Source organism: Pseudomonas sp. 44 R 15, assembly GCF_900004965.1.
In the GTDB taxonomy this organism is placed as follows: Bacteria; Pseudomonadota; Gammaproteobacteria; order Pseudomonadales; family Pseudomonadaceae; genus Aquipseudomonas; species Aquipseudomonas orientalis_A.
In genome coordinates this window covers 8,078-34,141 of record NZ_CVTU01000119.1, presented here as the reverse complement: position 1 = coordinate 34,141, position 26,064 = coordinate 8,078, and the positions used below count along the sequence as shown (strand labels likewise).

General features: G+C 61.0%; 26 protein-coding genes and 1 pseudogene. 14 read left to right on the top strand and 13 right to left on the bottom strand.

The window, feature by feature from the left end; translation table 11 throughout:
• The first annotated feature begins 122 nt into the window (after positions 1-122).
• Positions 123-359, top strand: a complete 237-nt coding sequence (locus tag BFP93_RS25415; RefSeq protein WP_065885254.1) for a hypothetical protein — start codon at positions 123-125, stop codon at positions 357-359.
• Between the two features lie 48 nt (positions 360-407).
• Here BFP93_RS25415 and BFP93_RS25410 read toward each other — a convergent pair whose 3' ends face one another.
• Entirely contained in the window at positions 408-746 is a 339-nt protein-coding gene (locus BFP93_RS25410; protein ID WP_065895440.1) for a hypothetical protein, read from the bottom strand.
• 182 nt (positions 747-928) lie between these two features.
• Here BFP93_RS25410 and BFP93_RS25405 point away from each other — a divergent pair, with 182 nt between their 5' ends.
• Positions 929-1,837: a LysR substrate-binding domain-containing protein gene (locus tag BFP93_RS25405; RefSeq protein ID WP_065895374.1), complete on the top strand. Its 909-nt coding sequence runs from the start codon at positions 929-931 to the stop codon at positions 1,835-1,837.
• Between the two features lie 8 nt (positions 1,838-1,845).
• On the opposite strand, the gene BFP93_RS25400 is transcribed toward BFP93_RS25405, so the two are convergent.
• The 5 genes from BFP93_RS25400 to BFP93_RS25380 all read right to left on the bottom strand — a co-directional run bounded on the left by BFP93_RS25400 (position 1,846) and on the right by BFP93_RS25380 (position 6,913).
• A complete protein-coding gene (locus BFP93_RS25400; RefSeq protein ID WP_065885252.1) occupies positions 1,846-2,427 on the bottom strand; it encodes a GNAT family N-acetyltransferase in 582 nt (193 codons plus the stop codon).
• An 8-nt stretch (positions 2,428-2,435) separates the two neighbouring features.
• Positions 2,436-4,691: an Orn/Lys/Arg family decarboxylase gene (locus BFP93_RS25395; protein ID WP_065895373.1), complete on the bottom strand. Its 2,256-nt coding sequence runs from the start codon at positions 4,689-4,691 to the stop codon at positions 2,436-2,438.
• A gap of 172 nt (positions 4,692-4,863) precedes the next feature.
• A complete protein-coding gene (gene dnaQ / locus BFP93_RS25390) occupies positions 4,864-5,604 on the bottom strand; it encodes a DNA polymerase III subunit epsilon (protein WP_163001637.1) in 741 nt (246 codons plus the stop codon).
• Between the two features lie 67 nt (positions 5,605-5,671).
• Positions 5,672-6,124, bottom strand: a complete 453-nt coding sequence (rnhA, locus tag BFP93_RS25385) for a ribonuclease HI (RefSeq protein WP_057725161.1) — start codon at positions 6,122-6,124, stop codon at positions 5,672-5,674.
• Positions 6,125-6,154: 30 nt separating this feature from the next.
• Entirely contained in the window at positions 6,155-6,913 is a 759-nt protein-coding gene (locus BFP93_RS25380; RefSeq protein WP_065885249.1) for a class I SAM-dependent methyltransferase, read from the bottom strand.
• Between the two features lie 65 nt (positions 6,914-6,978).
• Here BFP93_RS25380 and gloB point away from each other — a divergent pair, with 65 nt between their 5' ends.
• The 8 genes from gloB to BFP93_RS25330 all read left to right on the top strand — a co-directional run bounded on the left by gloB (position 6,979) and on the right by BFP93_RS25330 (position 18,131).
• Complete coding sequence (gloB, locus tag BFP93_RS25375) at positions 6,979-7,746, top strand: hydroxyacylglutathione hydrolase (RefSeq protein ID WP_065895370.1); 768 nt, start codon at positions 6,979-6,981, stop codon at positions 7,744-7,746.
• 98 nt (positions 7,747-7,844) lie between these two features.
• Positions 7,845-9,245, top strand: coding sequence for a transglycosylase SLT domain-containing protein (locus BFP93_RS25370; protein WP_065895368.1), 1,401 nt, complete (start codon positions 7,845-7,847; stop codon positions 9,243-9,245).
• A gap of 608 nt (positions 9,246-9,853) precedes the next feature.
• Complete coding sequence (locus tag BFP93_RS25355; protein WP_065895365.1) at positions 9,854-11,683, top strand: extracellular solute-binding protein; 1,830 nt, start codon at positions 9,854-9,856, stop codon at positions 11,681-11,683.
• Complete coding sequence (locus BFP93_RS25350; RefSeq protein ID WP_065895363.1) at positions 11,680-13,518, top strand: extracellular solute-binding protein; 1,839 nt, start codon at positions 11,680-11,682, stop codon at positions 13,516-13,518. The genes BFP93_RS25355 and BFP93_RS25350 overlap by 4 nt, the downstream gene beginning before the upstream one ends.
• The gene (locus BFP93_RS25345) at positions 13,519-14,595 is read left to right on the top strand and encodes a microcin C ABC transporter permease YejB (protein WP_065895361.1); all 1,077 of its coding nucleotides are present in this window, start codon (positions 13,519-13,521) and stop codon (positions 14,593-14,595) included. It abuts the gene before it with no gap.
• 1 nt (position 14,596) lies between these two features.
• Positions 14,597-15,616 (top strand): ABC transporter permease, encoded by a 1,020-nt coding sequence (locus BFP93_RS25340; protein ID WP_065895359.1) that lies wholly within the window; start codon positions 14,597-14,599, stop codon positions 15,614-15,616.
• Between the two features lies 1 nt (position 15,617).
• Positions 15,618-17,219 carry an ABC transporter ATP-binding protein gene (locus tag BFP93_RS25335; protein ID WP_065895357.1) on the top strand — a complete coding sequence of 534 codons (1,602 nt, stop codon included), beginning with the start codon at positions 15,618-15,620 and terminating at the stop codon, positions 17,217-17,219.
• Positions 17,220-17,237: 18 nt separating this feature from the next.
• Positions 17,238-18,131, top strand: coding sequence for an AraC family transcriptional regulator (locus BFP93_RS25330; protein ID WP_065885242.1), 894 nt, complete (start codon positions 17,238-17,240; stop codon positions 18,129-18,131).
• On the opposite strand, the gene BFP93_RS25325 is transcribed toward BFP93_RS25330, so the two are convergent.
• Positions 18,073-18,660 carry a LysE family translocator gene (locus BFP93_RS25325; protein WP_065895355.1) on the bottom strand — a complete coding sequence of 196 codons (588 nt, stop codon included), beginning with the start codon at positions 18,658-18,660 and terminating at the stop codon, positions 18,073-18,075. The genes BFP93_RS25330 and BFP93_RS25325 overlap by 59 nt on opposite strands.
• A gap of 197 nt (positions 18,661-18,857) precedes the next feature.
• Here BFP93_RS25325 and BFP93_RS25320 point away from each other — a divergent pair, with 197 nt between their 5' ends.
• Positions 18,858-19,295 carry an RrF2 family transcriptional regulator gene (locus BFP93_RS25320; protein WP_065895354.1) on the top strand — a complete coding sequence of 146 codons (438 nt, stop codon included), beginning with the start codon at positions 18,858-18,860 and terminating at the stop codon, positions 19,293-19,295.
• A 35-nt stretch (positions 19,296-19,330) separates the two neighbouring features.
• Here BFP93_RS25320 and BFP93_RS25315 read toward each other — a convergent pair whose 3' ends face one another.
• The gene (locus BFP93_RS25315; protein WP_065895353.1) at positions 19,331-19,960 is read right to left on the bottom strand and encodes a ribonuclease T2 family protein; all 630 of its coding nucleotides are present in this window, start codon (positions 19,958-19,960) and stop codon (positions 19,331-19,333) included.
• Positions 19,961-20,007: 47 nt separating this feature from the next.
• Positions 20,008-20,985: a Gfo/Idh/MocA family protein gene (locus tag BFP93_RS25310; RefSeq protein ID WP_065895352.1), complete on the bottom strand. Its 978-nt coding sequence runs from the start codon at positions 20,983-20,985 to the stop codon at positions 20,008-20,010.
• Positions 20,986-21,110: 125 nt separating this feature from the next.
• On the opposite strand from BFP93_RS25310, the gene BFP93_RS25305 reads away from it, so the two are divergent.
• Positions 21,111-21,473: an NUDIX hydrolase gene (locus BFP93_RS25305; protein WP_065895351.1), complete on the top strand. Its 363-nt coding sequence runs from the start codon at positions 21,111-21,113 to the stop codon at positions 21,471-21,473.
• A 312-nt stretch (positions 21,474-21,785) separates the two neighbouring features.
• Here BFP93_RS25305 and BFP93_RS25300 read toward each other — a convergent pair whose 3' ends face one another.
• The 4 genes and pseudogenes from BFP93_RS25300 to BFP93_RS25290 form a co-directional block, all read right to left on the bottom strand.
• Complete coding sequence (locus BFP93_RS25300) at positions 21,786-22,046, bottom strand: hypothetical protein (RefSeq protein WP_065895350.1); 261 nt, start codon at positions 22,044-22,046, stop codon at positions 21,786-21,788.
• Between the two features lie 42 nt (positions 22,047-22,088).
• A pseudogene (locus BFP93_RS29780) lies at positions 22,089-22,193 on the bottom strand (GNAT family N-acetyltransferase); the annotation flags it as partial.
• Positions 22,194-22,289: 96 nt separating this feature from the next.
• On the bottom strand, positions 22,290-22,619 hold the full coding sequence (locus tag BFP93_RS25295) for a hypothetical protein (protein ID WP_065895349.1): 330 nt from the start codon (positions 22,617-22,619) through the stop codon (positions 22,290-22,292).
• Positions 22,620-22,700: 81 nt separating this feature from the next.
• The gene (locus tag BFP93_RS25290; protein ID WP_065885234.1) at positions 22,701-23,138 is read right to left on the bottom strand and encodes a DUF3995 domain-containing protein; all 438 of its coding nucleotides are present in this window, start codon (positions 23,136-23,138) and stop codon (positions 22,701-22,703) included.
• 93 nt (positions 23,139-23,231) lie between these two features.
• On the opposite strand from BFP93_RS25290, the gene BFP93_RS25285 reads away from it, so the two are divergent.
• Together BFP93_RS25285 and BFP93_RS25280 are read left to right on the top strand one after the other, a co-directional pair.
• Entirely contained in the window at positions 23,232-23,621 is a 390-nt protein-coding gene (locus BFP93_RS25285; RefSeq protein WP_065895348.1) for a DUF2946 domain-containing protein, read from the top strand.
• Between the two features lie 92 nt (positions 23,622-23,713).
• Complete coding sequence (locus tag BFP93_RS25280; protein WP_065895347.1) at positions 23,714-25,840, top strand: TonB-dependent receptor; 2,127 nt, start codon at positions 23,714-23,716, stop codon at positions 25,838-25,840.
• Positions 25,841-26,064 lie beyond the last annotated feature (224 nt).

The window sequence follows — 26,064 nt, the reverse complement described above, 5'->3', positions numbered from 1 at the left end:
ATGTGTGGGAAATATCTGAAACGTTAAACGAATAGTATTTTTTTCTTATAGGTAAACTACCCCGCTCCCTGACGGTCTACAGAACCGCAAATCGAGTGTTTATCTCCAGAGGTTCTAAACAGATGGCAGCAGTACTAGTCGGACAGTTTCATGCCAGAGACGCGGAAGGCCGCGTGTATTCGGTGCATGAGTTCCAGGAATCCAACCCGGCGCACGGCGACCTGGCTGGCTCGGCGCCTACCACCACCTACAAGCTGGCCATTGGCGACCGGATGGAGAAGCTGGAGGGTGATGAGTTCCGATTGGTTCAGTCGGGCACCATCCTCGTACGCGAATCGAAGACCACCCTCGCCTCATAAGACTAGGCCCTGACCTCCTGCCCGGTCCAGGCGACTGGGCCGGGGAAGCTACGGGCTATGGATTTGCGTCACCTCAATGCCCTGCTCACCTTGCTTGAGCGTTACCACCACCTGCCCCCTCTCCCCCTCAACCGCATACATCGAGCGCGTGTAGCCCGGCCGGTCGTAAGCGGGATAGGCCTGCACCTGCCTGATCAACGTGATACCCAGCACGGCGCCCACCTGCTCGCCGACCTGTTCCTGGGAGCGAATAAACGCTTCAAGTGCGAGGTCCTCCGGTGCGTATTCGGCGTGATTATTGAAGAAGTAAGCCGCCATGCACCCCACGGTCACCAGGACCAGGAGTTGCTTGGCCGTTACCCCGAAGAGCGTCGAGGGTAGAGGCATTTGAGACCAGACCTGTTTTTGTTGTAAGTACCGGGTCACCGGCATTGGTCGTTGCTGATCAGACACCGCATTCTAGTAGGGTCGTGGCGCAACGCCATAGACCGGGGCGACGCTCGCAGTCTTTTTTGCGCACAAAGGCCTGCGCCATTGAATCCCCAACGCGCTGCACATAGACTCCGGCCATGCGTTTACGTCATATCGAAGTGATTCAGGCCATCTTGCAGACCGGGCACCTCGGCACGGCCGCCGAGTGGCTGCAACTGCCCGTGGGCGAGGTAGACGCCACCCTCAGGGATGCCGAGCTGCAACTGGGCTTCATGCTGTTTGCCAGTGTCCGCGGGCGCCTGCAAGCCACCCGTGAAACCCTGGAGTTGCAGACGCAGATCGCGCCCCTCTACGACGCGCTTGAGCCGCTGCAGCGCCTGGCCAGCCGCTTGAAACACCATCACGCGCCGACCTTGCGTGTGCTGTGCACCCCGCCGCTGGCAAACCAGTTGTTGCCACAGAGCATCGCCCTGCTGCGCCGACGCTTCCAGGACACGCCGTGCAACCTGTCGAGCCAGCCGACCCGGGAAATCGTGCGCAGCCTGTTGCTGCATGAAACCGATGTGGGCCTGAGCCTGCACGATCCGGAGCACCCGCACATTCAAGGCAGCGTACTGGCCCAGGGCAAACTGCAATTGCTCGCCCCCCATGGCTGGCTCAAACCCAGGCAGAAGTACATCGCGCTGCAGGATCTGGCGGGGCAGTCGATGATTGGCCTGGAGGGCCAGGACCCGTTGAGCCGCCTGCTGGACGCCAAACTGCAAGCCCTGCGCCCGCTGCCGGTGGTGCAAACGCGGGTGCAGACGTACCAGATGATGCGCAGCATGGTCGAGGCAGGCGAAGGCCTGGCGGTGGTCGATCCGTTCACCGCCTTCGGTGCACGGGACGCGGGGCTGGATGTGTGCCCGATTTCACCACCGATCAGTGTCAACCTGTATGCACTGACCCTGCACGGCGCAGCCCCGTCACCGGCCCTGAGCGCATTGCTGGAGATCGTAACCGAGAAGGCCGAAAACCTGCTGTCCAACGACATGAAACCCGCGTAGACGCCGCCTCAGATCGAGCTGACTTCAGTCTTGAACAGCCGATACCAGAAAATCGCCACTTCACGGGTTTGCGGGTCGATCCCGCGATAGCGCAGTTGATCGATGCCCCCCATGACATACCCGCTACGCTCATACAGGCGACAGGCACCAAGGTTGTTGTTCTGGGTTTCAAGCATCATGCCCGGCAGGTTTTTCTTGCGTGCCCAGAACTGCGCCACATCCAACAGCGCCTTGGCGACGCCGTGACGCCGTGCAGGCAGCGCCACCGCCAGCTCGTCAACGTGGGCGAAGCCGTTCCAGTTGGTACTGACCACGACGTGCCCGACGGCGCGATCATCCAGATAGGCCATGAAGATCGCGCTGTCGGGCGCGTTGCGAAAGCTGGCGAATTCTTCCGGGTCGATGCCGTAGCACTTGCGGTACGGCAGGATGCGCTCCAGCGGCCACTGATCGACGCGCTTGTCCATCTGCGGCACACCATAGGCACTGACCTCGAAACTGAAGTCATTGCCCCATACATAAGCGTCGAAGCCTTCATCGGCGACGCGCACACTGAGCCCTGGATACTTCGGGTTCATGACAGCTTGCATAACGTTCCTTAACCTTTGATGCAGTCGACGGTGTAACAACGACCACTGCCGTCATCTTCATGTTGCAGCCCATGCACATCAGCGACAAAGCCGGGGAAACTGCTATCGAACGTGCGGGCGAACGCCAGGTAATCGACGATCGAACGCGTTGACTCGGTAAAGCGCTCGCCCGGCATGATCAACGGGATGCCCGGCGGATAGGGCACCAGCATCACGGCTGCGATGCGTCCTGGCAAGGCATCGATGGAAACGGCTTCCACTTCCCCCCTGACCAACTGATCGTAGGCGTCGGCCGGCTTCATCGCGATCTGCGGCAACACCGTGTACATACGCTTGAGGTGCCGGGCTGTCGCATTGCTGCGATAGCAACTGTGCAACTGGTTGCACAGATCGCGCAACCCCAGGCCTTGATAACGGACCGGACCCTGGGCATAGACCGAAGGCAGGCAACTGGCCAGGCTGGTATTCCCATCATAGCTGCGCTTGAACTCCAGCAACTCGGTGAGCAAAGTACTCCACTTGCCTTTGGTGATGCCCATCGAAAACAACACCAGGAAAGAATACAGCCCGGTCTTCTCCACCACCAGGCCGCGCTCCCAGAGGAACTTGCTGACCACGGCGGCGGGAATCCCGCAATCGCTCAAGGCGCCACCGGCGTTGAGGCCGGGCATCACCAGCGTGACCTTGATCGGGTCCAGCAACACATAATCTTCAGCCACGTCGCCGAAACCATGCCAGTCGTCCTGGGGGTGCAGCAGCCAGTCAGCCGTGGCGACCCGGTCGATACCGGCCACCGAGGGTGGCTGCCAGATGGAAAACCACCAATCATCGGCGGCGATATGCTGACGCAGATTGGCCAGTGCACGGCGGAAACTCAGGGCCTCGTCGAACATTTCCTGCAACAGCGAGCGACCCGCCGGCCCTTCCATCATCGCCGACGCAACGTCCAGCGAGGCGATGATGCTGTACTGCGGCGACGTGGAGATATGCATCATGAACGCTTCGTTGAAACGGTCGCGGTCCAGCTGCCGCGCACCGCCATCCTGCACATGGATCATCGATGCCTGACTGAAGGCCGCCAGCAATTTGTGGGTGGAGTGCGTGGTGAACACCAAGGGGCTGTCCGGCGTACGCAACGTGCCCATGCCATAGCGCCCGGCGAAAAACTCGTGGAACGCCGCATAGGCGTACCAGGCCTCATCGAAGTGCAGCACCTCCACACTGTTGCCCAATTGCTGCTTGATCAGTTCGGCGTTGTAGCACAGGCCGTCGTAGGTGGAATTGGTCACCACCGCCAGCTTGACCTTCGCCGGGCGGCCCCGGGCCAGCGGGCTGGCGTCGATCTTGGCGCGGATCGATTCGGGGCTGAACTCACTCAAGGGGATGGGGCCGATGATCCCCAGTTCGTTGCGCTCCGGGCACAGGTACAACGGGATCGCGCCGGTCATGATGATCGAATGCAGCACCGACTTGTGGCAGTTGCGGTCCACCAATACCAGATCGTCGCGGCCCACCATGGAATGCCAGACAATTTTGTTGGCGGTGGAGGTGCCGTTGATCACGAAGAACGTATGGTCGGCCCCAAAGTTGCGGGCGGCGCGGGCTTCGGCTTCGGCCAGCGGCCCGGTGTGATCGAGCAGCGAGCCCAGTTCCGGGACGGAAACAGACAGGTCCGAGCGCAGGGTGTTCTCCCCGAAGAACTGATGAAACGCCTGCCCCACCGGGCTTTTGCGATAGGCCACGCCACCGCCGTGGCCCGGGGTATGCCATGAGTAATTGGAGTCGGCGGTGTGTTGCACCAGGGCCTTGAAGAACGGCGGCAGCAGGCCATCGAGGTAGGTGCGCGCAGCGCGGGCGACCTGGCGCGCCAGAAACGGCACGGTGTCTTCGAACAGATACAGAATGCCGCGCAACTGGTTGAGTTCGCTCATGGCGTCAGCCGGGGCGTTTTCCAGGGTGACTTGTTCGCCCAAGGCGAAGATCGGCAGGTTGGGCGCCCTCACCCGCGCCAGGCGGATCAGCTCGACCATGTTTTGCAGCAAGTGGGTGTTTTCCCCGGCGCCTTCCGCCGCGATCAGCATGCAAGCCAGGCCATGGTGGGTGGACGCTACCAACCGCCCTTCGGCGTAGTCCACGGCAGAAAAGATACTGAAGCCCTCCTGCTCCAACTCCCTGGCGATGCCTCGAACCCGGTCACCGGCAACGGTGTCGGCCTTGATGTCACGGTGCACGATAAGGACGGGAAACTTCAGGTCTTTGTACATGAGCGCGCCTACTCCTGAGGGCTTGCACTCAGGGTAGAGGCTGGAAGCGAATGTGGCGAATGAAGATTTCGAAGACAGTGGGGATCAACTGTTGATGCCGTCAAGAGCGGACGCAGAGCGTCCAAGGCGGCATTCCCACGCAGAGCGTGGGAACGATCGTAGGGTGCCAGGATTACTGTTGCGTCAGTTGGGTCCACAATGCTGGTGCGCCGGCCGCCTTGGCAATCGCTTCCAACCGCGCGACGTGCTCGGCCAGATCCTGCTCGCTGGCTCGGATGACAGGCGTGGGCCTGCGGTCTGCCGGCAGGCGACGGATCTCCGAGGGGCGATTGCCCGAGCCTTCCGCCGAACCGCTGCCATCGGTTGCATTACCGGCCAGCGACAGGCTGGTCTGCCCACCGGTCATGGTCAGGTAAACGTCAGCCAGGATCTCGGAGTCGAGCAAGGCGCCGTGCAGTTCACGCCCGGAGTTGTCGACACCATAACGCTTGCACAAGGCATCAAGGCTGTTGCGTTGGCCGGGGTGACGCTCGCGGGCCATCATCAAGGTGTCGAGGATCGAGCAGTGCCGGGAAATATCCGCTCGGTCCATTTGCCCCATCAGGGCAAATTCATTATTGATGAAGCCGACGTCGAACGCCGCGTTATGGATGATCAGTTGGGCGCCGTTGATGAACTCGAAAAACTCATCGGCCACTTCGGCAAAGCGCGGCTTGCCCTTGAGGAATTCGTCGGTGATGCCGTGGACGCCGATCGCGCCTTCGTCACTGTCGCGGTCCGGTTGCAGGTAGACGTGGAAGTGACGACCGGTCAGGCGGCGCCCCATCAGTTCGACACAACCGATTTCGATGATCCGGTGACCATCGGTCACCGGCATGCCGGTGGTTTCGGTATCGAGTACAACGGATCGGATGGCCATCAGGGTTCAGCTCTCAACGGTGTGTAGATCAAAGGGCGCGATGTTAACACGTCAGCCGGCATCAGCTCTGCTTGTAGCCGCGCACTTCATCCACGCCACGGTTGGCCAGTTGGTCGGCACGCTCGTTGCCTGGATGGCCGATATGCCCGCGCACCCATTTCCAGGTGATGTCATGGCGGTTGCATTGCTCATCGAGCAATTGCCACAGGTCGGCATTCTTGACCGGCTCCTTGGACGCCGTTTTCCAACCGCGCTTCTTCCAGTTGACCATCCACTCGTTGATGCCCTTCATCACATACTGCGAGTCGGTCACCAGCAGGACGTTGCAGCGCCGCTTGAGCTCTTCGAGGCCGCGAATGGCGCCCATCAGCTCCATGCGGTTGTTGGTGGTATTGGCTTCGCCGCCCCACAACTCCTTCTCCACGCCCTTGCACACCAGCAATGCGCCCCAGCCGCCGGGGCCGGGGTTGCCCTTGCAGGCGCCATCGGTGAAGAGTTCTACACTATCGGTCATCGGTTATTCGGCCTGAATCAAAATGAGGTTTTACGGTTGACGTTGTTCGCGGTTGACCTTGGCCAGCGGCATTGGCACCAGCTTGCCGAGCGGTTCGCGGCGCACTTGCTGCACCGGGCGCAGGCCGACCACGATCTTGCGTGCCACCAATAAATAGAAGCCGCCACCCGACAGTTGCCAGGCGCCTGCGCGGCGTTCCCAGCCAGCGAGGCGGCCCTGCCACTTGGCGGACGCAAGCGGCGGACGATAGCACCCGAAGCGGCGTTTCTCCAGCGCGAAGCCCAGCAGGTTCAACCAGTCGCCGACCCGCGAAGGCGCAATGCAACGCGCCTGGCGCAAACCGTCATGGGCGAACAGGTGGCGCAGGCCCCAACTGCTCCAGGGGTTGATGCCAATAATCAGCAAATGGCCACCCGGGCGCACGCTGCTCGCGGCTTCGCGCAACAAACCGTGGGGAGACAGGCAGAAATCCAGGCCGTGCTGCAACACCACCACATCGGCGGCGTGTTCGCTCAACGGCCAGGCCTGCTCCTCGCAGACGATTTCCACGCCCGGCAACGGCGCCCCCAGGCGTACATTGCGTTGTACCTGCGGGGCGCTCGGTGGCGAATCGGCCGAGGGGCCGTAATGCACCAGGTAGCCGCCGAAGAACCGGCCCAGCTCGTCTTCGAGCATGCGCCGCTCTTCATCCAGCAGCAATTGCCCCAGCGGCCCGGACAGCCATTCGCGGGCGGCACCGATCAGAGCCAGCCACTCGGGATCGGCCTGGGCGAACGCTTTATCAGTCATTGCATTCTCCAATTCGCCTAGACGTTCTAAGATGCACCAATGTGTTCAGCTTGGCGAATCGAAGAATGATACAGATCAGTGCCCTGCCCGCCTTCACCGATAACTACATCTGGTTGTTACAGGATGAGCAAACCCGACGTTGCGCCGTGGTCGATCCCGGTGACGCCGCGCCGGTCATCGCCTGGCTTGAGCAGAACCCTTCCTGGGTACTCGGCGACATCCTGGTCACTCACCATCACCATGATCATGTCGGCGGTGTCGAGCAACTCAAAAAACTCACCGGCGCCAAGGTCTACGGCCCCGCGAACGAAAACATCCCGGCCAGGGACGTCGACTTGCAGGACAACGACCGCATCACCGTGCTCGGCCTGGACTTCGCCGTATACGCAGTGCCCGGCCACACCCTCGGCCACATCGCTTATTACCATCAAGGCGTGTTGTTGTGTGGCGACACGCTGTTTGCCGCCGGTTGCGGTCGCCTGTTCGAAGGCACGCCGGAGCAGATGCATACCTCGCTTGAGCGCCTGGCCGCCCTGCCCGCTGACACCCTGGTGTACTGCACCCACGAATACACACAAAGTAACCTCAAGTTTGCCCAAGCCGTGGAACCGCATAACACCGACATCGCTGAGCGGGTTGCGCAAGTCGCTCAGTTGCGGGCGCGTGGCGAGATGACGCTGCCGTCCAACCTGGCGCTTGAAAAACGCACTAACCCTTTCCTGCGCACCTCTGAAACATCCGTTAAACAAAAAGCGGACGAACGGAATGGACGCGACAACCGCTCTGGGGCCGAGGTGTTTGCTAGCTTGAGGGCCTGGAAAGATAAGTTCTAAGCCGAAGCGATCTGATACGAAATTTCTGAATGGTTGACCGGAACCAAAGCGCTTTCTAGAATCGCCCGACATTTTTGCCCGGAACTTACTTCCAGCCAATGTCGTCATCTATTCGTAAATCCATTTCTTCAGACGCATTGACCCGCCTGGCTCAAGCCGTGGCGGTGGCCGTTTCCGCAACTCTGGCGGGCTGCCAATCGACTCATTACGCTGCACAATCCACCGTGCAACCCAAACCCAATCTTGCTGCCAAGATCAAGCAAAAACCTATCTGGCTTTCAGAGAAGCCCAGCCCCGAAGTGCCCCAGGATGTCTGGGAACGCATGCGTCGGGGCTTTCAATTGCAGGACGGCGTCGGCGTCAACCCGCGCATCGAGCAACAGCGCCTGTGGTTCGCCAGCAACCCGTCCTTCCTGGAGAACGCCGGGGAACGCGGCAGCCTCTACATTCATTACATCGTCGAGCGCCTTGAAGAGCGCAACATGCCGCTGGAACTGGCGCTGCTGCCGGTGATTGAAAGTGCCTACAACCCAATGGCCTATTCGCGCAGCGATGCGGTCGGCCTGTGGCAGTTCATCCCTTCCACCGGGCGCTACTTCAACCTGCGCCAGACCCGCGCCTACGATGGCCGCCGCGATATCACCGCCTCCACTACCGCCGCCCTGGACTACCTGACCCGTCTGCATGACATGTTCAACGGTGACTGGCTGCTGGCCCTGGCGGCCTACAATGCCGGTGAAGGTACGGTCAGTCGGGCCATCGAGCGCAACGAGAAGCTTGGCCTGCCGACAGACTACTGGAACCTGCCCCTGCCCCAGGAAACCAAGGACTACGTGCCCAAATTCCTGGCGCTGTCCCAGGTGGTGCTGGCCCCCGAGGCCTATGGCGTCAACCTGAACCCGATCGCCAACACGCCGTATTTCGAAGTGGTTGAAGTCAAGCAAAGCATGGACCTGTCCCGGGTCGCCGCGCTGGCGGAAATCGATGAAGACGAGCTGTTCCAGCTCAACCCGGCCCTGAAACAACGCACCACCCTGGACGGTCCCCAGCATCTGCTGGTGCCCACCTCCAAGGCGCAACTGCTCACCAGCACCCTGTCGATGATGAAGCCCGAAGAGTTGTTGAGCATGCGCCCGAAAAAGCCGGTGTTCGACGAAGTCGAGACCAAGACGGTTGCCGGGCGTACCCGCAGCTACAAAGTGCGCAACGGCGACAACCTCACGCTGATCGCCAAGGCCAACAAGGTCGATGTGCACGACCTGCAGCGTTGGAACAAGCTCAACGGCCAGGCGCTCAAGGTCGGCCAGACCCTGGTGATGCAGGACACGCGCAAAGCCGCCGCGAAAAAGCCGGTGCAGTACAAGGTCAAGAAAGGCGACTCGCTGTACATGGTCGCCAAGCGCTTCAATGTCGAGATGCAACACCTCAAGCGCTGGAACCCGCGTACCGGCCAGGCATTGAAGCCCGGGCAGATGCTGGTGGTGTCGGGGCCGCGCTGAGGCCTCAGAAACACCGAGGAACTCATGTGGGAGGGGGCTTGCCCCCGATTGCGGTGGGTCAGCTTACACATCGCTGTCTGGCTGCCTGCTATCGGGGCATAGGTATCTACACAACGTTTCAGACCGTAGCAGCCGACGGTAACCACGATGCGAAGCGAGTCGCTCTTGATCTGGCTTTTGATCTTGATCTCAGGCGCCCCGTTAAACCACGCTGGCCGAACGCAGGCTTGAATCCGTGGGCAACCCGGCAGGACGCCGGGTTAGCCGCACTGGGCCAGGGATGGCCCATTGCGGCGGCCCACGGATTCAAGCCGGAGAGAGGGCACACCGAGCCTAAGCGAGGTGCCGAGTGGTGGGGCAAGAGCGTTTTGCTTACTTTTGCGCTTTTCAAAAGTGAGCCGCTGTAAAAGCGGAACCCTAAGCAGCCGTTACCGCAGAAACGGATATGTACTCGGTCTGATCCAGCATCTTGGTCGGCCCTATGGTCGCCATCGGGGGCAAGCCCCCTCCCACATTGATCTCCATCGTCCCAACTGGCTTTTTCCAACCGGAACAAGCTGTTACTGTACCGATCATAAAGCCCAAGCCGCCCGGATCGGATCTCTGACTTGAAGCGTCCCCTCCTTCTACTAATAAGTCTGGCCTTGAGCTTTGCGGCGAACGCGACGATTACCGAGAGCCACGGTTACGCGCAGTTCGGCACGCTCAAGTACCCGGCCAAATTCACCCATTACGATTGGGTAAACCCTGCAGCGCCCAAAGGCGGCACACTGCGGGTAATGGCCTTTGGCACGTTCGACACCCTCAACCCCTACACCTTCAAGGGCTCCAGCCCGGTTTCCACCCCCAACTTCCTGCAGTACGGCGTCAACGAGCTCAACGAGCCGCTGATGGTCGGCACCGGCCAGTACGCGCCGTCCGGTGACGAGCCGACTTCCAGCTACGGCCTGATTGCCCAATCGGTGGAATACAGCGAAGACCGCAGCTGGGTGGTGTTCAACCTGCGCCACGAGGCGCGTTTTCACGACGGCACGCCGATTACCGCCGATGACGTGGCATTTTCCTATCGCACCCTGTTGACCGAAGGCCACCCGCAGTACCGTACCAACCTGCAGGAAGTGGCGCGGGTCGATGTGCTCAATCGCCATCGCATCCGCTTTGTATTCAAGCGCGCCGGCAACCCGCTGCTGATCCTGCGCCTGGGCGAGCTGCCCGTGCTGCCCCAGCATTACTGGAAGCATCGCGACTTCAAGGCCACCACCTTCGAACCGCCACTGGGCAGCGGGCCGTACCGCATCAGCAAGGTCACTCCTGGTCGCCAACTGGTGTTCGAACGGGTCAAGGATTACTGGGGCAAGGACCTGCCGGTCAATCAGGGGTTGTATAACTACAACAAGGTCGAGGTGGAGTTCTACCGCGACAGCGACGTCGCCTTTGAAGCCTTCAAAGCAGGCGAATTCGACATTTATATCGAACACCAGGCCAAGAACTGGACCACCGGCTACAACTTCCCGGCGGTGAATCGCGGCGAGGTCATCAAGGCGCAGATCGCCCACCGGATTCCTACCCAGAGCCAGGGCCTGTTCATCAACACCCGGCGACCGGCCTTCAGCCAGACCAGGGTGCGCGAAGCCCTGGGGCTGATGTTCGACTTCGAATGGACCAACCGCACCCTGTTCAGCAGCGCCTACAAACGCGCCTTGAGCTACTACCCCAACAGCGAGTTCTCGGCCACGGGCGTGCCGGTCGGGCACGAGTGGCTGATGCTTTCGCCCTACCGCGAGCAACTGCCGGCCAATCTGTTCACCCAGGCCTTCAGCCTGCCGCAGACCGACGGTCGCGGCATCCCGCGTGGAACCCTGCGTCGTGCCCTGGCCCTGCTTGGCGAGGCCGGGTGGAAGCTGTCCGGCCAACGCCTGCTGAACAGGGACGGGCAACCGCTGCGCCTGGAAATCCTGCTGGTCAATCCGAACCTGGAGCGCATCCTGCAGCCCTATGTCGAGAACCTGATCAGCATCGGCATCGACGCGCGCCTGCGCACCGTTGACCGCGCACAGTACAAGCAGCGCCTGGATCAGTTCGACTTCGACATGGTCCTGGTCACCCTCAACCAGACCCTCAGCCCAGGGCTGGAACAATGGCAGTATTTTCATTCCAGCCAGGCCACCATCAAGGGCAGCAAGAATTACGCGGGCATCGCCAACCCCGTGGTCGATCACCTGCTCGAACAACTGCTCGCGGCACAGACCCGCGAAGAACAACTGGCTGCAGGTCGCGCCCTGGACCGGGTGCTGCTCTGGCAGCACTACAGCATTCCCAACTGGTACCTCAACTATCATCGCCTGGCGTACCGCAATCGGTTCGCCTTTGTCACCACGCCGCCCTACAGCCTGGGCTTGAGCGCGTGGTGGCTGAAAGCTTCGGAGAAAGCCCAATGATGTCCTTGCGCAGTACTGTATTGGCCGGCCTGTTGCTGTGCGGCGCGGCCCAGGCCGCCCCGCAACATGCGTTGACGCTCTATAACGAGCCCCCCAAGTACCCCGCCGACTTCAAGCATTTCGACTACGTGAATCCCGACGCCCCCAAAGGCGGTACCTTCCGCGAATCGGCCATGGGTGGCTTCGACAGTCTCAACCCGTATATCAGCAAGGGCGTGCCCGCGGACAATCTGACGCTGATCTACGACACGCTGGCGATGCAGAGCCTGGACGAGCCCATTACCGAATACGGCCTGGTGGCCGGAAAAATCGAGAAGGCCCCCGACAACAGCTGGGTGCGCTTCTACCTGCGCCCCGAGGCACGCTTCCATGACGGCCACCCGATCCGCGCCGAAGACGTAGTGTTCACCTTCCAGACTCTGATCAAGGACGGCACCCCGCTCTACCGCACCTACTACGCCGACGTGGATGAAGTGGTCGCCGAAGACCCGCTGCGGGTGCTGTTCAAATTCAAGCGCACCAACAACCGCGAGCTGCCACTGATCCTCGGGCAATTGCCGGTGCTGCCCAAGCACTGGTGGGCCAACCGCGACTTTTCCAAAGGCAATCTGGAAATACCGCTGGGCAGTGGCCCGTACAAGGTGGCCGAGGTCAAGGCCGGGCGCATGATTCGCTACGAGCGGGTCAAGGACTACTGGGCCAGGGACCTGCCGGTGGCCAAGGGTTTCTATAACTTCGATAACCGCATCACCGATTATTACCGCGACAGCACGGTGTCCCTGGAAGCCCTGAAAGCCGGGCAGTTCGACTATTGGCTGGAGTTCAGCGCGAAAAACTGGGCCAACGCCTACAACATTCCGGCCGTGACCCAGGGTCGTTTGATCAAGGAAGAAATCCCCAACGGCAACCCCACCGGCATGCAGGGTTTCGTGTTCAACACGCGCAAGCCGATGTTCCAGGACGTGCGGGTACGCAAGGCCATCAGCCTGTTGCTGGATTTCGAATGGAGCAACAAACAGCTGTTCAACGGCGCCTACACGCGCACCCGCAGTTACTTCGAGAACTCGGAAATGGCCGCCACCGGCCTGCCCGGCCCGGATGAACTGGCCATTCTCGAACCGCTGCGCGACAAGATCCCCGCCGAGGTCTTCACCCAGGCGTTCGAACCGCCCAAAACCGACGGCAGCGGCATGATCCGCGCGCAGCAGCGCCAGGCGTACCAGTTGCTGCAGGAAGCCGGCTGGAAGATCGTCGATGACAAGATGGTCGACACCACCGGCAAACCGGTGACCATCGAATTCCTACTGGCCCAGACCGAGTTCGAGCGCATCCTGTTGCCGTTCAAGCGCAACCTGGCCGACCTGGGTATCGACCTGGTGATTCGCCGGGTCGACGTGTCGCAGTTCATCAACCGCCTGCGCTCAAGGGATTTCGACATGCTGGTCGGCAGCTTTCCGCAATCCACTTCACCGGGTAATGAGCAGCGTGAGTTCTGGAAGTCGTCCAGCGCCGACAAACCGGGCAGCCGCAACTACATGGGGCTCAAGGACCCCGCCGTCGATCAGTTGGTCGAGCAACTGATCGATGCCGACTCGCGCAAAAGCCTGATCGCCCACGCCATGGCACTGGACCGCGTGCTGCAGTTTGGCTACTACGTGATTCCCAACTGGCACATCAAGACGTTCCGTGTGGCGTACTGGGATCACCTCGGCCACCCGAAAGTCTCGCCGCGCTATGACGTCGGCACCGCCACCTGGTGGGCCAAACCCGACGTCAAACCGGCTGTTCCCCTGGACACTACGCACAGCGCCGAAGCGGCGAGCGGAGGCGATTGAATGCTGGCCTATATTGTTCGTCGCCTGTTGCTGATCATCCCCACGCTGTTCGGGATCCTGCTGATCAACTTCGTCATCATCCAGGCCGCCCCGGGCGGCCCGGTGGAGCAGATGATCGCCAAGCTCGAAGGCTTTGACGGTGCCACCAGCCGCATTGCCGGTGGCGGCGCCGAAGTTTCGGTGGCCGGCTCCAGCAGCTACCGTGGCGCCCAGGGCCTGGACCCGGCGCTGATCAAGGAAATCGAGAAAATGTACGGTTTCGACAAGTCGGCGCCGGAACGCTTGTGGATCATGGTCAAGAACTACGCCCGGCTGGACTTCGGCGACAGCTTCTTCCGTGACGCCAAGGTCATCGACCTGATCAAGGAAAAGATGCCGGTGTCGATTTCCCTCGGGTTGTGGAGCACCCTGATCATGTACCTGGTGTCGATCCCCCTGGGCATCGCCAAGGCCACGCGTCACGGCAGCCACTTCGATGTGTGGACCAGCTCGGCAATCATCGTCGGCTATGCGATCCCGGCGTTCCTGTTCGCCATCCTGCTGATCGTGGTGTTTGCCGGCGGCAGTTACCTGGACTGGTTCCCCTTGCGCGGGCTCACGTCGAACAACTTCGACGAATTGAGTTGGAGCGGCAAAATTCTCGATTACTTCTGGCACCTGGCCCTGCCCGTGACCGCCCTGGTGATCGGCAACTTCGCCACCATGACCCTGCTGACCAAGAACAGCTTTCTCGACGAGATCAACAAACAGTACGTGGTCACCGCCAAGGCCAAGGGCCTGACCAACCACCGCGTGCTCTACGGCCATGTGTTTCGCAACGCGATGCTGCTGGTGATCGCCGGTTTCCCCTCGGCCTTTATCGGTATCTTCTTTACCGGCTCGTTGCTGGTGGAAGTGATCTTCTCCCTCGATGGCCTGGGCCTGATGAGCTTTGAAGCGGCGATCAACCGCGACTATCCGGTGGTGTTCGGTACGCTGTTTATCTTTACCCTGCTGGGGCTGATCGTGAAACTGATCGGCGACCTCACCTACACCCTGGTCGATCCGCGGATCGACTTCGCCAGCCGGGAGCATTGAGATGAACCTGTCCCCCCTCAATCGCCGCCGGTTCGAGCGGTTCAAGGCGAACAAGCGTGGCTGGTGGTCGCTGTGGCTGTTCCTGATCGTGTTCGTGCTGAGCCTGGGCGCCGAATTGATTGCCAACGACAAGCCCCTGGCCGTGCACTTTGACGGCGACTGGTATTTCCCGGCGCTCAAGCGCTACCCGGAAACCACCTTCGGCGGCGAGTTCCCCCTGGAAGCCAACTATAAGAGCCCGTATATCCAGGAACTGCTCAAGGCCAAGGATGCCTGGACCTTGTGGGCACCGATCCCGTTCAGCTACCAGAGCATCAACTACGACCTGAAAGTGCCGGCCCCCGCGCCGCCGTCGAGCGTCAACCTGCTGGGCACCGATGACCAGGGCCGCGATGTCCTGGCGCGGGTCATCTACGGGTTTCGCGTATCGGTGCTGTTCGCGTTGACGCTGACCGTGCTCAGCTCGATCATCGGCGTGATCGCCGGCGCCCTGCAGGGTTTCTATGGCGGCTGGGTGGACCTGGCCGGGCAACGCTTCCTGGAGATCTGGTCCGGGTTGCCGGTGCTGTACCTGCTGATCATTCTCGCCAGCTTCGTGCAGCCCAACTTCTGGTGGTTGCTGGGCATCATGCTGTTGTTCTCGTGGATGAGCCTGGTGGACGTGGTGCGTGCCGAGTTCCTGCGCGGGCGCAACCTCGAATACGTGCGCGCGGCCCGCGCGCTGGGCATGCAGAACGGCGCGATCATGTTCCGCCATATCCTGCCCAATGCGATGGTCTCGACCATGACGTTCATGCCGTTCATCCTCACCGGCGCCATCGGCACCCTCACCGCCCTGGACTTCCTGGGTTTCGGCCTGCCGGCCGGCTCACCGTCACTGGGCGAACTGGTGGCCCAGGGCAAATCCAACCTGCAGGCGCCGTGGCTGGGCATGAGCGCGTTCGCCGTGCTGGCGATCATGTTGAGCCTGCTGGTGTTTATCGGCGAGTCCGCTCGCGACGCCTTCGACCCGAGGAAATGAGATGAATCAGGACAATCTGATCGAAATCCGCGACCTCAGTGTCGAGTTCGTCACGGGCGAGCATCAGCATCGCGTGGTCAATCACGTCAGCTTCGATATCAAACGCGGCGAAACCCTGGCCCTGGTCGGCGAAAGCGGCTCGGGCAAATCGGTGACGGCGCATTCGATCCTGCGCCTCTTGCCCTACCCTCTGGCCCGGCACCCCTCCGGTACCATCAACTACGCCGGGCAAGACCTGCTGACGCTCAAGGAAAAGACCCTGCGGCACATTCGCGGCAACCGCATCGCGATGATCTTCCAGGAGCCGATGACCTCGTTGAACCCGCTGCACTGCATCGAAAAACAGATCAATGAAGTGCTCGGCCTGCACAAAGGCCTCACCGGCAAGGTCGCCACCCGGCGCACCCTGGAACTGCTGGAACTGGTGGGCATTCCCGAACCGCACAAACGCCTCAAGGCGCTGCCCCACGAACTCTCCGGAGGCCAGCGTCAGCGCGTGATGATCGCCATGGCCCTGGCCAACGAGCCGGAACTGCTGATTGCCGATGAGCCGACCACGGCCCTCGACGTGACGGTGCAATTGAAAATCCTGGAACTGCTCAAGGAACTGCAGGCGCGCCTGGGCATGGCGTTGCTGTTGATCAGCCACGACCTGAACCTGGTCCGCCGGATCGCTCACCGTGTGTGCGTGATGCAACAGGGCTGCATCGTCGAACAGGCCGACTGCGAGACGCTGTTCCAGGCGCCGCAACACCCTTACACCCAGGAACTGCTGGCGGCCGAGCCCAGTGGCGGGCCGGCCGGCAACGCCGTGGGGCCAACGCTGCTGGAAGTGGACGACCTGAAAGTCTGGTTCCCGATCAAAAAAGGCTTTTTGCGCAACACCGTCGATTACGTCAAGGCCGTGGACGGCATCAACTTCAGCCTGCCCCAGGGGCAGACCCTGGGCATCGTCGGCGAAAGCGGCTCGGGCAAATCCACCTTGGGCCTGGCGATCCTGCGCTTGATTGGCAGCCAGGGCGGGATTCGCTTCGAAGGCCAGCAGCTTGATCGCCTCACCCAGCAACAGGTACGCCCGCTGCGCCGGGAAATGCAGGTGGTGTTCCAGGACCCCTTCGGTAGCCTGAGCCCGCGCATGTGCGTCAGCGAGATCGTCGGCGAAGGGTTGCGCATTCACAAGATGGGCACGCCGGCCGAGCAGGAAGCCGCGATCATCGCCGCGCTCAAGGAGGTCGGCCTGGACCCGCAATCGCGGCATCGCTACCCCCATGAGTTTTCCGGTGGCCAGCGCCAGCGCATCGCCATTGCCCGCGCCCTGGTGCTCAAGCCGCGCCTGATCCTGCTGGACGAACCGACGTCGGCGCTGGACCGTACGGTGCAACGCCAGGTGGTGGAACTGCTGCGCAGCTTGCAGGCCAAGTACAACCTGACCTACCTGTTCATCAGCCATGACCTGGCGGTGGTCAAGGCGCTGACTCATCAGTTGATGGTGGTCAAGCAGGGCCAGGTCGTGGAGCAAGGGGATGCCGCGACGATTTTCGCCAACCCGCAACATGCCTATACTCGGCAATTGCTGGAAGCGGCCTTTCTGGTGCCCGCATAACAGGCAGGAGCCCTCGCCATGTCGTTGAACAGCCCCGCTCACCCTGCGCACTCGCCGCGTTTCTGGCGCGACGAGCGTCTGCCGTTCATCGAGGCGCGCACCATTGCCGATGGGCGCAAGGTCACCTACACCCGCCACGCCCATGAGCATTTTTCCATTGGCGCTATCACCGCCGGGCGCAGCTATTACCACTATGGCGAACAGACCTTCGTGATCAGCGCCGGCACCGTGGTGTTGATGAACCCCGGCGACGTGCATGCGTGCAATCCCATCGAAAACGAGCATTGGTCCTACCATATGCTCTACCTCGACACGCCCTGGCTGACCGACCTGCAGCATCAGTTGGGTTTCAGCACCGACCAGGGTTACCGTGCGTTCAACACGCCCCATACGCGGGACACCGCGTTGTACAACGGCTTGCTGGCGCTGTACCGGCTGTTGGTGGATGAACGGGCCGAACTGCTGCACAAGCAGAGCGCGCTGGTGGGCTACTTCAGCGAAGTGCAGCAACGCCTGAACCCTTCCCTCACCCCCATGCGCGAGGTCAATCACAAGCTGGAGCGGGCCGCCGACTACATCCGTGAACACTGTACCGAGGCCTTGAAGCTCGAGGACATTTGCCTCGCGGCCGAGCTGTCGCCGTCCTACCTGATCCGCGCCTTCAAGCACTATTACGGGCTGACGCCCCATGCGTTCCTGGTCAACCACCGCATCCAGTTCGCCCGCACTCAACTGCGCAATGGCGCGCTGATCGCCGATGTCGCCCTGGCCGCAGGCTTTGCCGACCAGGCGCATTTCCAGCGTGCGTTCAAGCAGCATTTCGCCGCCACGCCCGGGCAATACCGCGAAACGCTCAAGCCATCAGCAAATAACCCACACTGGCCACCAGCAACGCGGCCATGGAGCGGTTGAAGACTCTGACCCCCTTGGGATTGTGCAGGTAGCGCCGCAGAAAGGTTCCGGCGTAGGCCCAGCACGCCACCGACAGGTAGCAGATCACCAGATAGAGGCTGGCAAACAGCCAGACTTGCCTGGCCTCGCCGTCCGCCGCAAACAACCCCATCCCCGCCACACAGGCCAGCCAGGCTTTGGGGTTGAGCCACTGCATGATCGCGCCATACAGCATCGAGGGCGCAGTGGCGGCGCCATGGGCGTGCAACTGCCCATCATCCACGGCAAGCTTCCAGGCCATGTACAACAAGAATGCCACCCCGCCCCACTGGATCAGTTGGGTCAGGATCGGCCAGCGCAGCAGCACTTCGTGCAAGCCCAGGCCGATCAACACCAGCAGCAATGTGAAGCCGACAGCCGCGCCAAGCACGTGCTTCTGGCTCGCGGCAAACCCGAAGCGCGCGCCGGCACTCAAGGCGACCACATTGACCGGTCCCGGCGTGATGGACGTGGCCAGGGCGAAGGCGGCCATGGAAAGAGTCAAGCTCATTGCAGCTCCTTATGTGATGCCAAACGAAGTCGGGTTCACGATAAGGGGATAGACGTTCAGCGTATTGAACAAAATGACCTTTTTGCCTCGTAGCGCCGCGCCCTCGGCGACAGTGACATGAAATTAACGCGTCAAGCGTCTCGCACCTTTTCAGGTTACGGAAGATACTGTGCGTCGAACCGATTGGGAATGACTGAATGAGAAACGACACCCGGCTTTCGCGCATGCTGCACGTATTGATCCATATGGGACGCCATGAAGAACGAGCCACGTCGCAGACCATTGCCCGGATGCTGGGCACTAACCCTGTGGTGGTGCGGCGCACGCTCGGCCTGCTCAAGGAAAAGGGCTACGTATGCTCGGAAAAGGGTCACCAGGGGGGTTGGACCCTGGGCAAGCCCTTGAGTGAAATCACCTTGCTGGAGATTCACAATGCCCTGGGTACGCCGTCGATCTTTGCCATCGGCCTGTCCACCGATCACCCCCAATGCCTGGTCGAACAGGCCGTCAACGCGGCATTGACGGACGCCTTCGCCCAGGCCCAGGCCGTGCTTTTGAAGCGCCTGGGCGACGTGACCCTTGCGCAGTTGGCAGACGATTTCGATGAGCGCTATCGGGTGGCGATGCAGCCATGAAAAACGCCGCAGCCCTTGATCTGGCTCAACACTGCTCAGCGCTGGGCGGGGATGCGGATATCGCCATCCCGGCACTGGCTTTTCACACTGCGTGGGCAGCCGGCGAAGGCCAGGTCCTTGGTCAGGCATACCCGCACCTCAGACAACACCTTGCCTTTGCAGATGACGGCCATGCCGTGGTTGCCCATGCGCGGGTTGCTGTCGCGAAACAATGCCTCGATCTCGCCGGACGACAACGACGGTGGCGTGTTGAACGGCTGCAGTTGTTGCGGAATGACCACCGCGCCCAACGCCGTGTCGGACTTTTCCAAATACTCCATCGGCTCAAGCCCGCTGCAGGTCCCATGTTTGGCCCATTCGTGCTTGAGCAACGCACGCGAAGGGAACAGCGTGGCGCCTTTTTCCAGCGCTTCATCGCTCAACCGCGATTGCGTCGCGCAGGACGCCGGCCACCCGCCTTTGGCATATTGCGGCCACAGTCCATGCAGTACAAAGCCGTAGCCTTTGCCCGAACATTGCTCATTGTTCGGGTGCGTCAGGCAAAACGTCGGCGACCATGACAGCGACAACACATAAAAATCAAATTCCCCCGCCTGCCCCTGACTGCTCGGCGCCGCCGTCGCGCCAGTCACGATAAACAGCCACAACAGCATCGAGTATTTCATCGCGATAACCTTCTCAATAAAAGTGAAGCACCACGCTATCGCGACGGCTAAGGGTGTTGGGAGTAACGTTGTAGCACTTTGTCCAGGATGCGATCGGTCTTCAACGCCTCGATCGCCAGCGAAGGGTGTTTGGCATCGCCCCGGATATGGGCATTCATCGCCAGGACGTGGTGCCATTGGATATGCGCGTGGCAAGGCACCTCCAGCACCTCGTCGGTCTCCCCTTCGAGGCGCAGCGGCTGGTCTTCGAATACCGCAAACGTGATGCGCCCACGACTGCCGATCAGCTCGACCCGGTCTTCGCGGCGGTCAGCGACAAAGTTCCAGCAGCCCATGCCCAATGCGCCACTGGCGAAGGTCCAGCAGGCCGTCACTGCGTCCTCCGCCGCATAGCGTCCGGCCTGCCGCGCGGTAAAGCCCGAGACTTCGACGATATCGCCCGCCAGGTACTGGAACAGGTCAAAGCCGTGGCTGGCCAGGTCGGCAAAGTAACCACCGCCGGCAATCGCAGGATCCGTGCGCCAGTTGGCCGGGTGGGTGTCTGCCGGCGCTGCGGGCTTGCACAGGGTCCAGGTCAGGTGGCGCAACTCGCCGATACGGCCTTCCTGCAACCAGGTGCGCACCTGCTGGAAGCGCGGCAATGAGCGCCGATAGTAGGAGACGAACAGATGCAACCCGGCGCGCTCGAAGGTGCGCTGCATCAGCGCACTTTGTTCGGCGTTCAACGCCATGGGCTTTTCGACGCAGCAATGCTTGCCCGCCGCCGCCACCATCAAGCTGTACTCAAGGTGGCTGTCGGGTGGCGTGGCGATGTACACCGCGTCCACCTCGGGGTCGTCGATCAGGGCTTGGGCATCGGTGTAGAAGCGGGCAATGCCATGGCGTGTCGCATAATCGCGCACGGCTTCCTCACGGCGTCCCATCACGGCCACCAGGGCCGAACCTGGCGCTTTGTAGAAAGCCGGTCCACTCTTCAGTTCGGTCACACTGCCACAGCCGATCATGCCCCAACGTACGGTGCTCATCTGCTCTCCTCGTTCGTTCAAGTCAGTCGGGCAGTATCCACATACACGACCCGACGCGCCATAACCACTTAGCATGACAATTGCATTACACTTTTATGACAACTATCCCGTAGCAGGTATAAACGATGAAAATACGGGCCACCGTCATCTGCGAACACGAAGGGCACATCCTCTTTGTGCGCAAGGCCAGATCGAAATGGGCATTGCCGGGCGGCAAGGTAGAGCGTGGTGAACGCCCGGTAGGCGCGGCGCAACGCGAGCTGGAAGAAGAGACGGGGTTGAACGTGGACGGCTTGCTGTACCTGCAGGAGCTCAAGGCCCGCGACACCGTGCATCATGTGTTTGAAGCGTCGGTCGTGAATATCGACGAGGCACGGCCGTGCAACGAGATCGTCGAATGCCAGTGGTACGCCTACGGCACCCTCGACGAATTGGACACTACCGACGCCACCCGACACATCGTCAAGTCCTTTCTGCGCCGCCTCTGATACGGCGCTCTGACGGGCGAGTTGTGTCGGCACAGGGGGGCGAAGATCAAATTCCGGGCAAAAAAAATCCCAAGTAGCTGATGGAAACTTGGGATTTAAAAATGCATAAACCGTGGGAGGTGAACGCCCGGCTATAGTAGCGACTGCAAAATCGGCTCACAAGATTATTTTATTCCTTTCGTCGGATTAAACCGTTGTAAGTCATTCAATAACCACATGTTTTTTAAGGTGAGAGGCCTGTTTTTGCCACTTTTTGGTGCAAGTTAGCGAGCGATACCGAACTTAATCCATCTTATAAAATAAGGTTATTACTTATTCCACTTTTACGCGGTTTAAAAACTCTACGTTCAATTGCCTGCATGCCTGGCCAAGTTCGACATGGGTTGAGGCGTTCGCACCGGCGACCCGCTTCAGACGAACGCACAACGCCAACTGCTCGGCGGCGGCTTCACGCTGGCGGTCCGCCTCGGCATTGAGTTGTACAAAATAGAACCCCAGCAGCGCCGCAACCCCCAGCACGCCCACCACGAAGTTGCGCAAGCTGTTGGCTGACTGGGAGACCGAAGCGCTCATGAGTCAGCGCGCCCTGCGCTTTCTGTAGCGAACGTCGGCATCGTCAGCCATCTGTTCGACACTCAGGTGGTTTTGCACCACAGACGTACGGATTGTAATGAGCGTGTCGACGTCATCGACGGTCGCCGCTCGAATAAGCACATGCATACACGCCTCCCGATCAAGGAGGTGATTGTATGCAAATACTTACACGGCATTTGTCGTGGATTTGTAAACCGCTGCGCAGGAACCTGCGACAGGCGCTTATTTGCGCGCCACTTTATAGCGCAGGCAATCCTGGTAGAAACTCTGGCGAATCGCCTCGGGCTTGAGCCGTGAGCGGCTGTCATAGGTCTGCTCGGTAATGCCCATGGCCATCATGCGCATCCACGATTTGTTGAACTTGAGGGTCTGGATCTTCTGCCGCGCGGCGTACAGCGACACCCCCGAGAGCTTCAATTCCTGGGCCCTGGCGGCTGTGCCCGCGCCCCAGCTGCACATATATTTGTCGCCCTCGCGCAGCTCTCGTGCCTGCACGGCTGCCGCGCCGCCGGCCAGTGAACAAGCAACCAGCATGATTCCCACAGTGCGCATTGGCTTCCTCACCTAACCACCTGAAATAAAAGCGATTCTGGCGAGAATTTTGTTACAGAGGGGCCATCAGATTGCCTTATCTCAGGCCCATGCCACTACCAACAGGCCAGCGCCCAGCACCAGGCACAGCGGCGAATAAAAATAGGTGTCCAGCCTGGCGAACCTTGAGCCCACCACCTTTTTGAAGAACCCCACCAACTCCGAATCGCCGATTGCCCTGGCAAACATCACCACGGCAATCGCACTGATCCCCCATTGCAGCGCCCCATGGGACACCGGCGAAAAATACAGTCCGGCGCGCAGGCAGACCAGCAGCGCAATCGCCACCAATCCCATTGCCACCAGGAATGTACCCAGCGTCGAGGGCTTGAAAGCCGGTCTTGGCCCGCCGGCGAATTCGCCGGGTAATTGCGGTATGGCGGCCAGGCTGCCGAATTTTCCGCCGGCGGCCCAGTACAAATGCACCATGCTGATGCAGGTGAAAATCCCGACGATCCAGCGCGCAACGACGAAGCTCATGGCGGGCGTCCCCAGAAATGGTGGGAATGAGCATAGACGCCCTGATATTTTTTGCAGGTATTTCGTCGGCAGCTGATGTTAAAGTGCCGCCCTATGAAACTTGCCCGAACCGACCGCTCGCTCATTGCCTGGATGCTGTATGGCTGCGTCCTGTTCAATGTGTTCGCCTGCAGCATCGGGCACGGGCAAATGGTCGGGATGCAGCTCAACGGCATCAGCGGTCAGTTCTGTACGGTCGACCCGCGCACCCAGGCGCCCGTGCAATCAAACTCTACCGATGAGAGCCTGCCAACACTGTCCAAGGCGTTCGGTTGCCCCCTGTGCTCCACCGGCGGCATGGGCCCTGCGCTCAGCAGTCACCTGAATGTAGCGGTGTTGCCACAGCCGCACGCCCCGCCTGCGGCCGTGGTACTTGCCGCCGACATCCCCGCCCGTCTCACCTGGCCCACGGCCCACCCGCGCGCGCCGCCCGCCTTCGCCTGATCCCTGCGCTGTCCCTCTGCACTGCCCCTGTTTCCATGCGGAAATACGCGCGGTCGTGTGTTGTTTTCACGCCAAGTTTTCAGGATTCAACCATGAAACATTTACCCTTGCTGGCGGGCCTGTGCGGCTGCCTGCCTGTTTGCGCCCCAGCCCTTGAGCTGGCCCCGACCACCATTGAAGGCGAGCAAACCGTCGATCCCGGCCTGGCCCTGGATCAACCCAGCGGCATGGCGTCGCGGCTGGGATTGAGCATGCGTGAAGCCCCGGCGTCGGTGGCCATTGCCACGCGCAACGACATCGAGCGCCATGGCGCCAAGACCTTTCGCGATGCAGCCAATACCCTGCCCGGCGTCAACGCCAGCGCGCCACCGGGCTTTGGCGGGTTCGTCTCATACCGCGGGTTCACCAGCAGCCAGATCACCCAGATGTTCAACGGTATCAACGTCGCCACCGGCCTGGCGCGGCCGGTGGACGCGTGGATCTACGACCGTGTCGAACTGGTCGGCGGTCCCTCCTCCCTGATCAATGGCGCAGGCTCCGTAGGCGGTTCGCTGAACTACGTGACCAGGCTGGCCAGCCGTGAGGAACACGCCGTCGAAAGCCAGTTGACCTATGGCAGCCATGACACCGCCGGCCTGGCGCTGGGCCTCAACCATGCGCTCACCGAGCCCGGCGCCGAGGTGCAGCATTACGCACGCCTGGATGTGAGCCGCAACACCCAGCACAGCTATATCGACCGCGACCAGCGCGAGGCCTGGAGCGTGGCGTTTTCCCTGCTCAGCGACCTGACCCCGGACCTGTCCCACACCCTGGCGCTGGAATATCAGGACGAGCATGAAGACAGCCCCTACTGGGGCACCCCGGTGCTCAACCCCAAGGCCGGCGAGCTGAAGATCGACCGGCACAACCGCTTCAACAACTACAACGTCGCGGACGGTCGCTATGAGCAGCGCACACGCTGGGCACGCTCGATCATTGACTACCGGATCAACGACAGCACCACCCTGAAAAACACCCTCTACCACCTCGACAGCCAGCGCGATTACCGCAACCTGGAAACCTACCAGTACAACGCCGACAACAGCGCGGTGAACCGCTCCACTGCCTATCAGGTGCGGCATCAGGGTGAGCAGAACGGCAACCAGTTCGAGCTGCGCCATGAGGACGCCGTCTTCGGCCTGGCCACCACCTGGTCCGCAGGCTTCGAATACAAGGTCAACAGCACCACCAACAGCCCGTTGAACGTGCCGGGCAACAGCACCGTCGAGCCGAACGGCTATCAGCCCGGCCATTTCTACGACATACCGGGCACCCGACCCGGTTTTGTCAAAGACAAGACCAGTGCAGTGACTACAAAAGCGCTGTTCGTGGAAAACCGCCTGGGCTTGACCGACACCTTGTCGCTGCTCACCGGCCTGCGCTACGACGCCATCGACCTGGACGTGACCAACCACAGGACGGTGACAGCCGCCAACCCCAGGCACCTCCAGCGCAGTTGGGAACCGGTGACCGGGCGCGTGGGTTTGACCTACCAGTTCATGCCCTCCGCCAACGTCTACGTGCAATACAGCACCGCCGCCGAACAGCCGAGCACCACGACTCAGGTGTTCGACGTATCGACCGGCAAGCAATGGGAAATAGGCAGCAAGTTCGACTACCTCGAAGGCCGTGGCGCCGCCACGCTTGCCGTGTACAGGATCGAGCGCAAGGACTTTGCGGTAACCGACCCACTGGACCCCACCCGCAGCATTCCCGTGGGTGCGCAGTCATCCAGGGGCATCGAACTGGCCAGTTCGCTGCGCATCACCCCCCGATTGCTGGCTGAAGGCAACATCGCCTGGGTCGACGCGCAATACGACGACTTCAACGAGAAAACCGCCAGCGGCTCCGTGGTGTCGCGTCAAGGCAATACACCGACCAACGTGCCCAAGCGCGTGGGCAATCTATGGCTGACCTATGACTTTTCAGAAAATTGGCAAGGCGGCGTCGACGCGCGCCATGTCGCCCAGGTGTATGCCGACAATGCCAACACCCAGACGGTACCGGCCTACACGCTGTTTGGCAGTTTTCTGCGCTATAAAGTGGACACACATACCTCGATAACCGGCCGGGTGCGCAACCTGACCAATGAGGTGTATGCCGAATTCGCCCACGTATCACCGGCGTATTACCTCGGCTCACCGCGAACGTTCGAGGTGGCTGTACAAACCCGATTCTAACGCTGGAATACAAACAATGTGGGAGGGGGCTTGCCCCCGATTGCAGTGTGTCAGCTTGCACATCGGTATCTGGCTGACTGCTATCGGAGCATAGGTACCTACACAACGTTCCAGACCGTAGCAGCCAACGGTAACCACGATGCGAAGCGAGTCGCTCTTGATCTGCTTTTGATCTCAGGCGCCCCGTTAAACCACGCTGGCCGAACGCAGGCTTGAATCCGTGG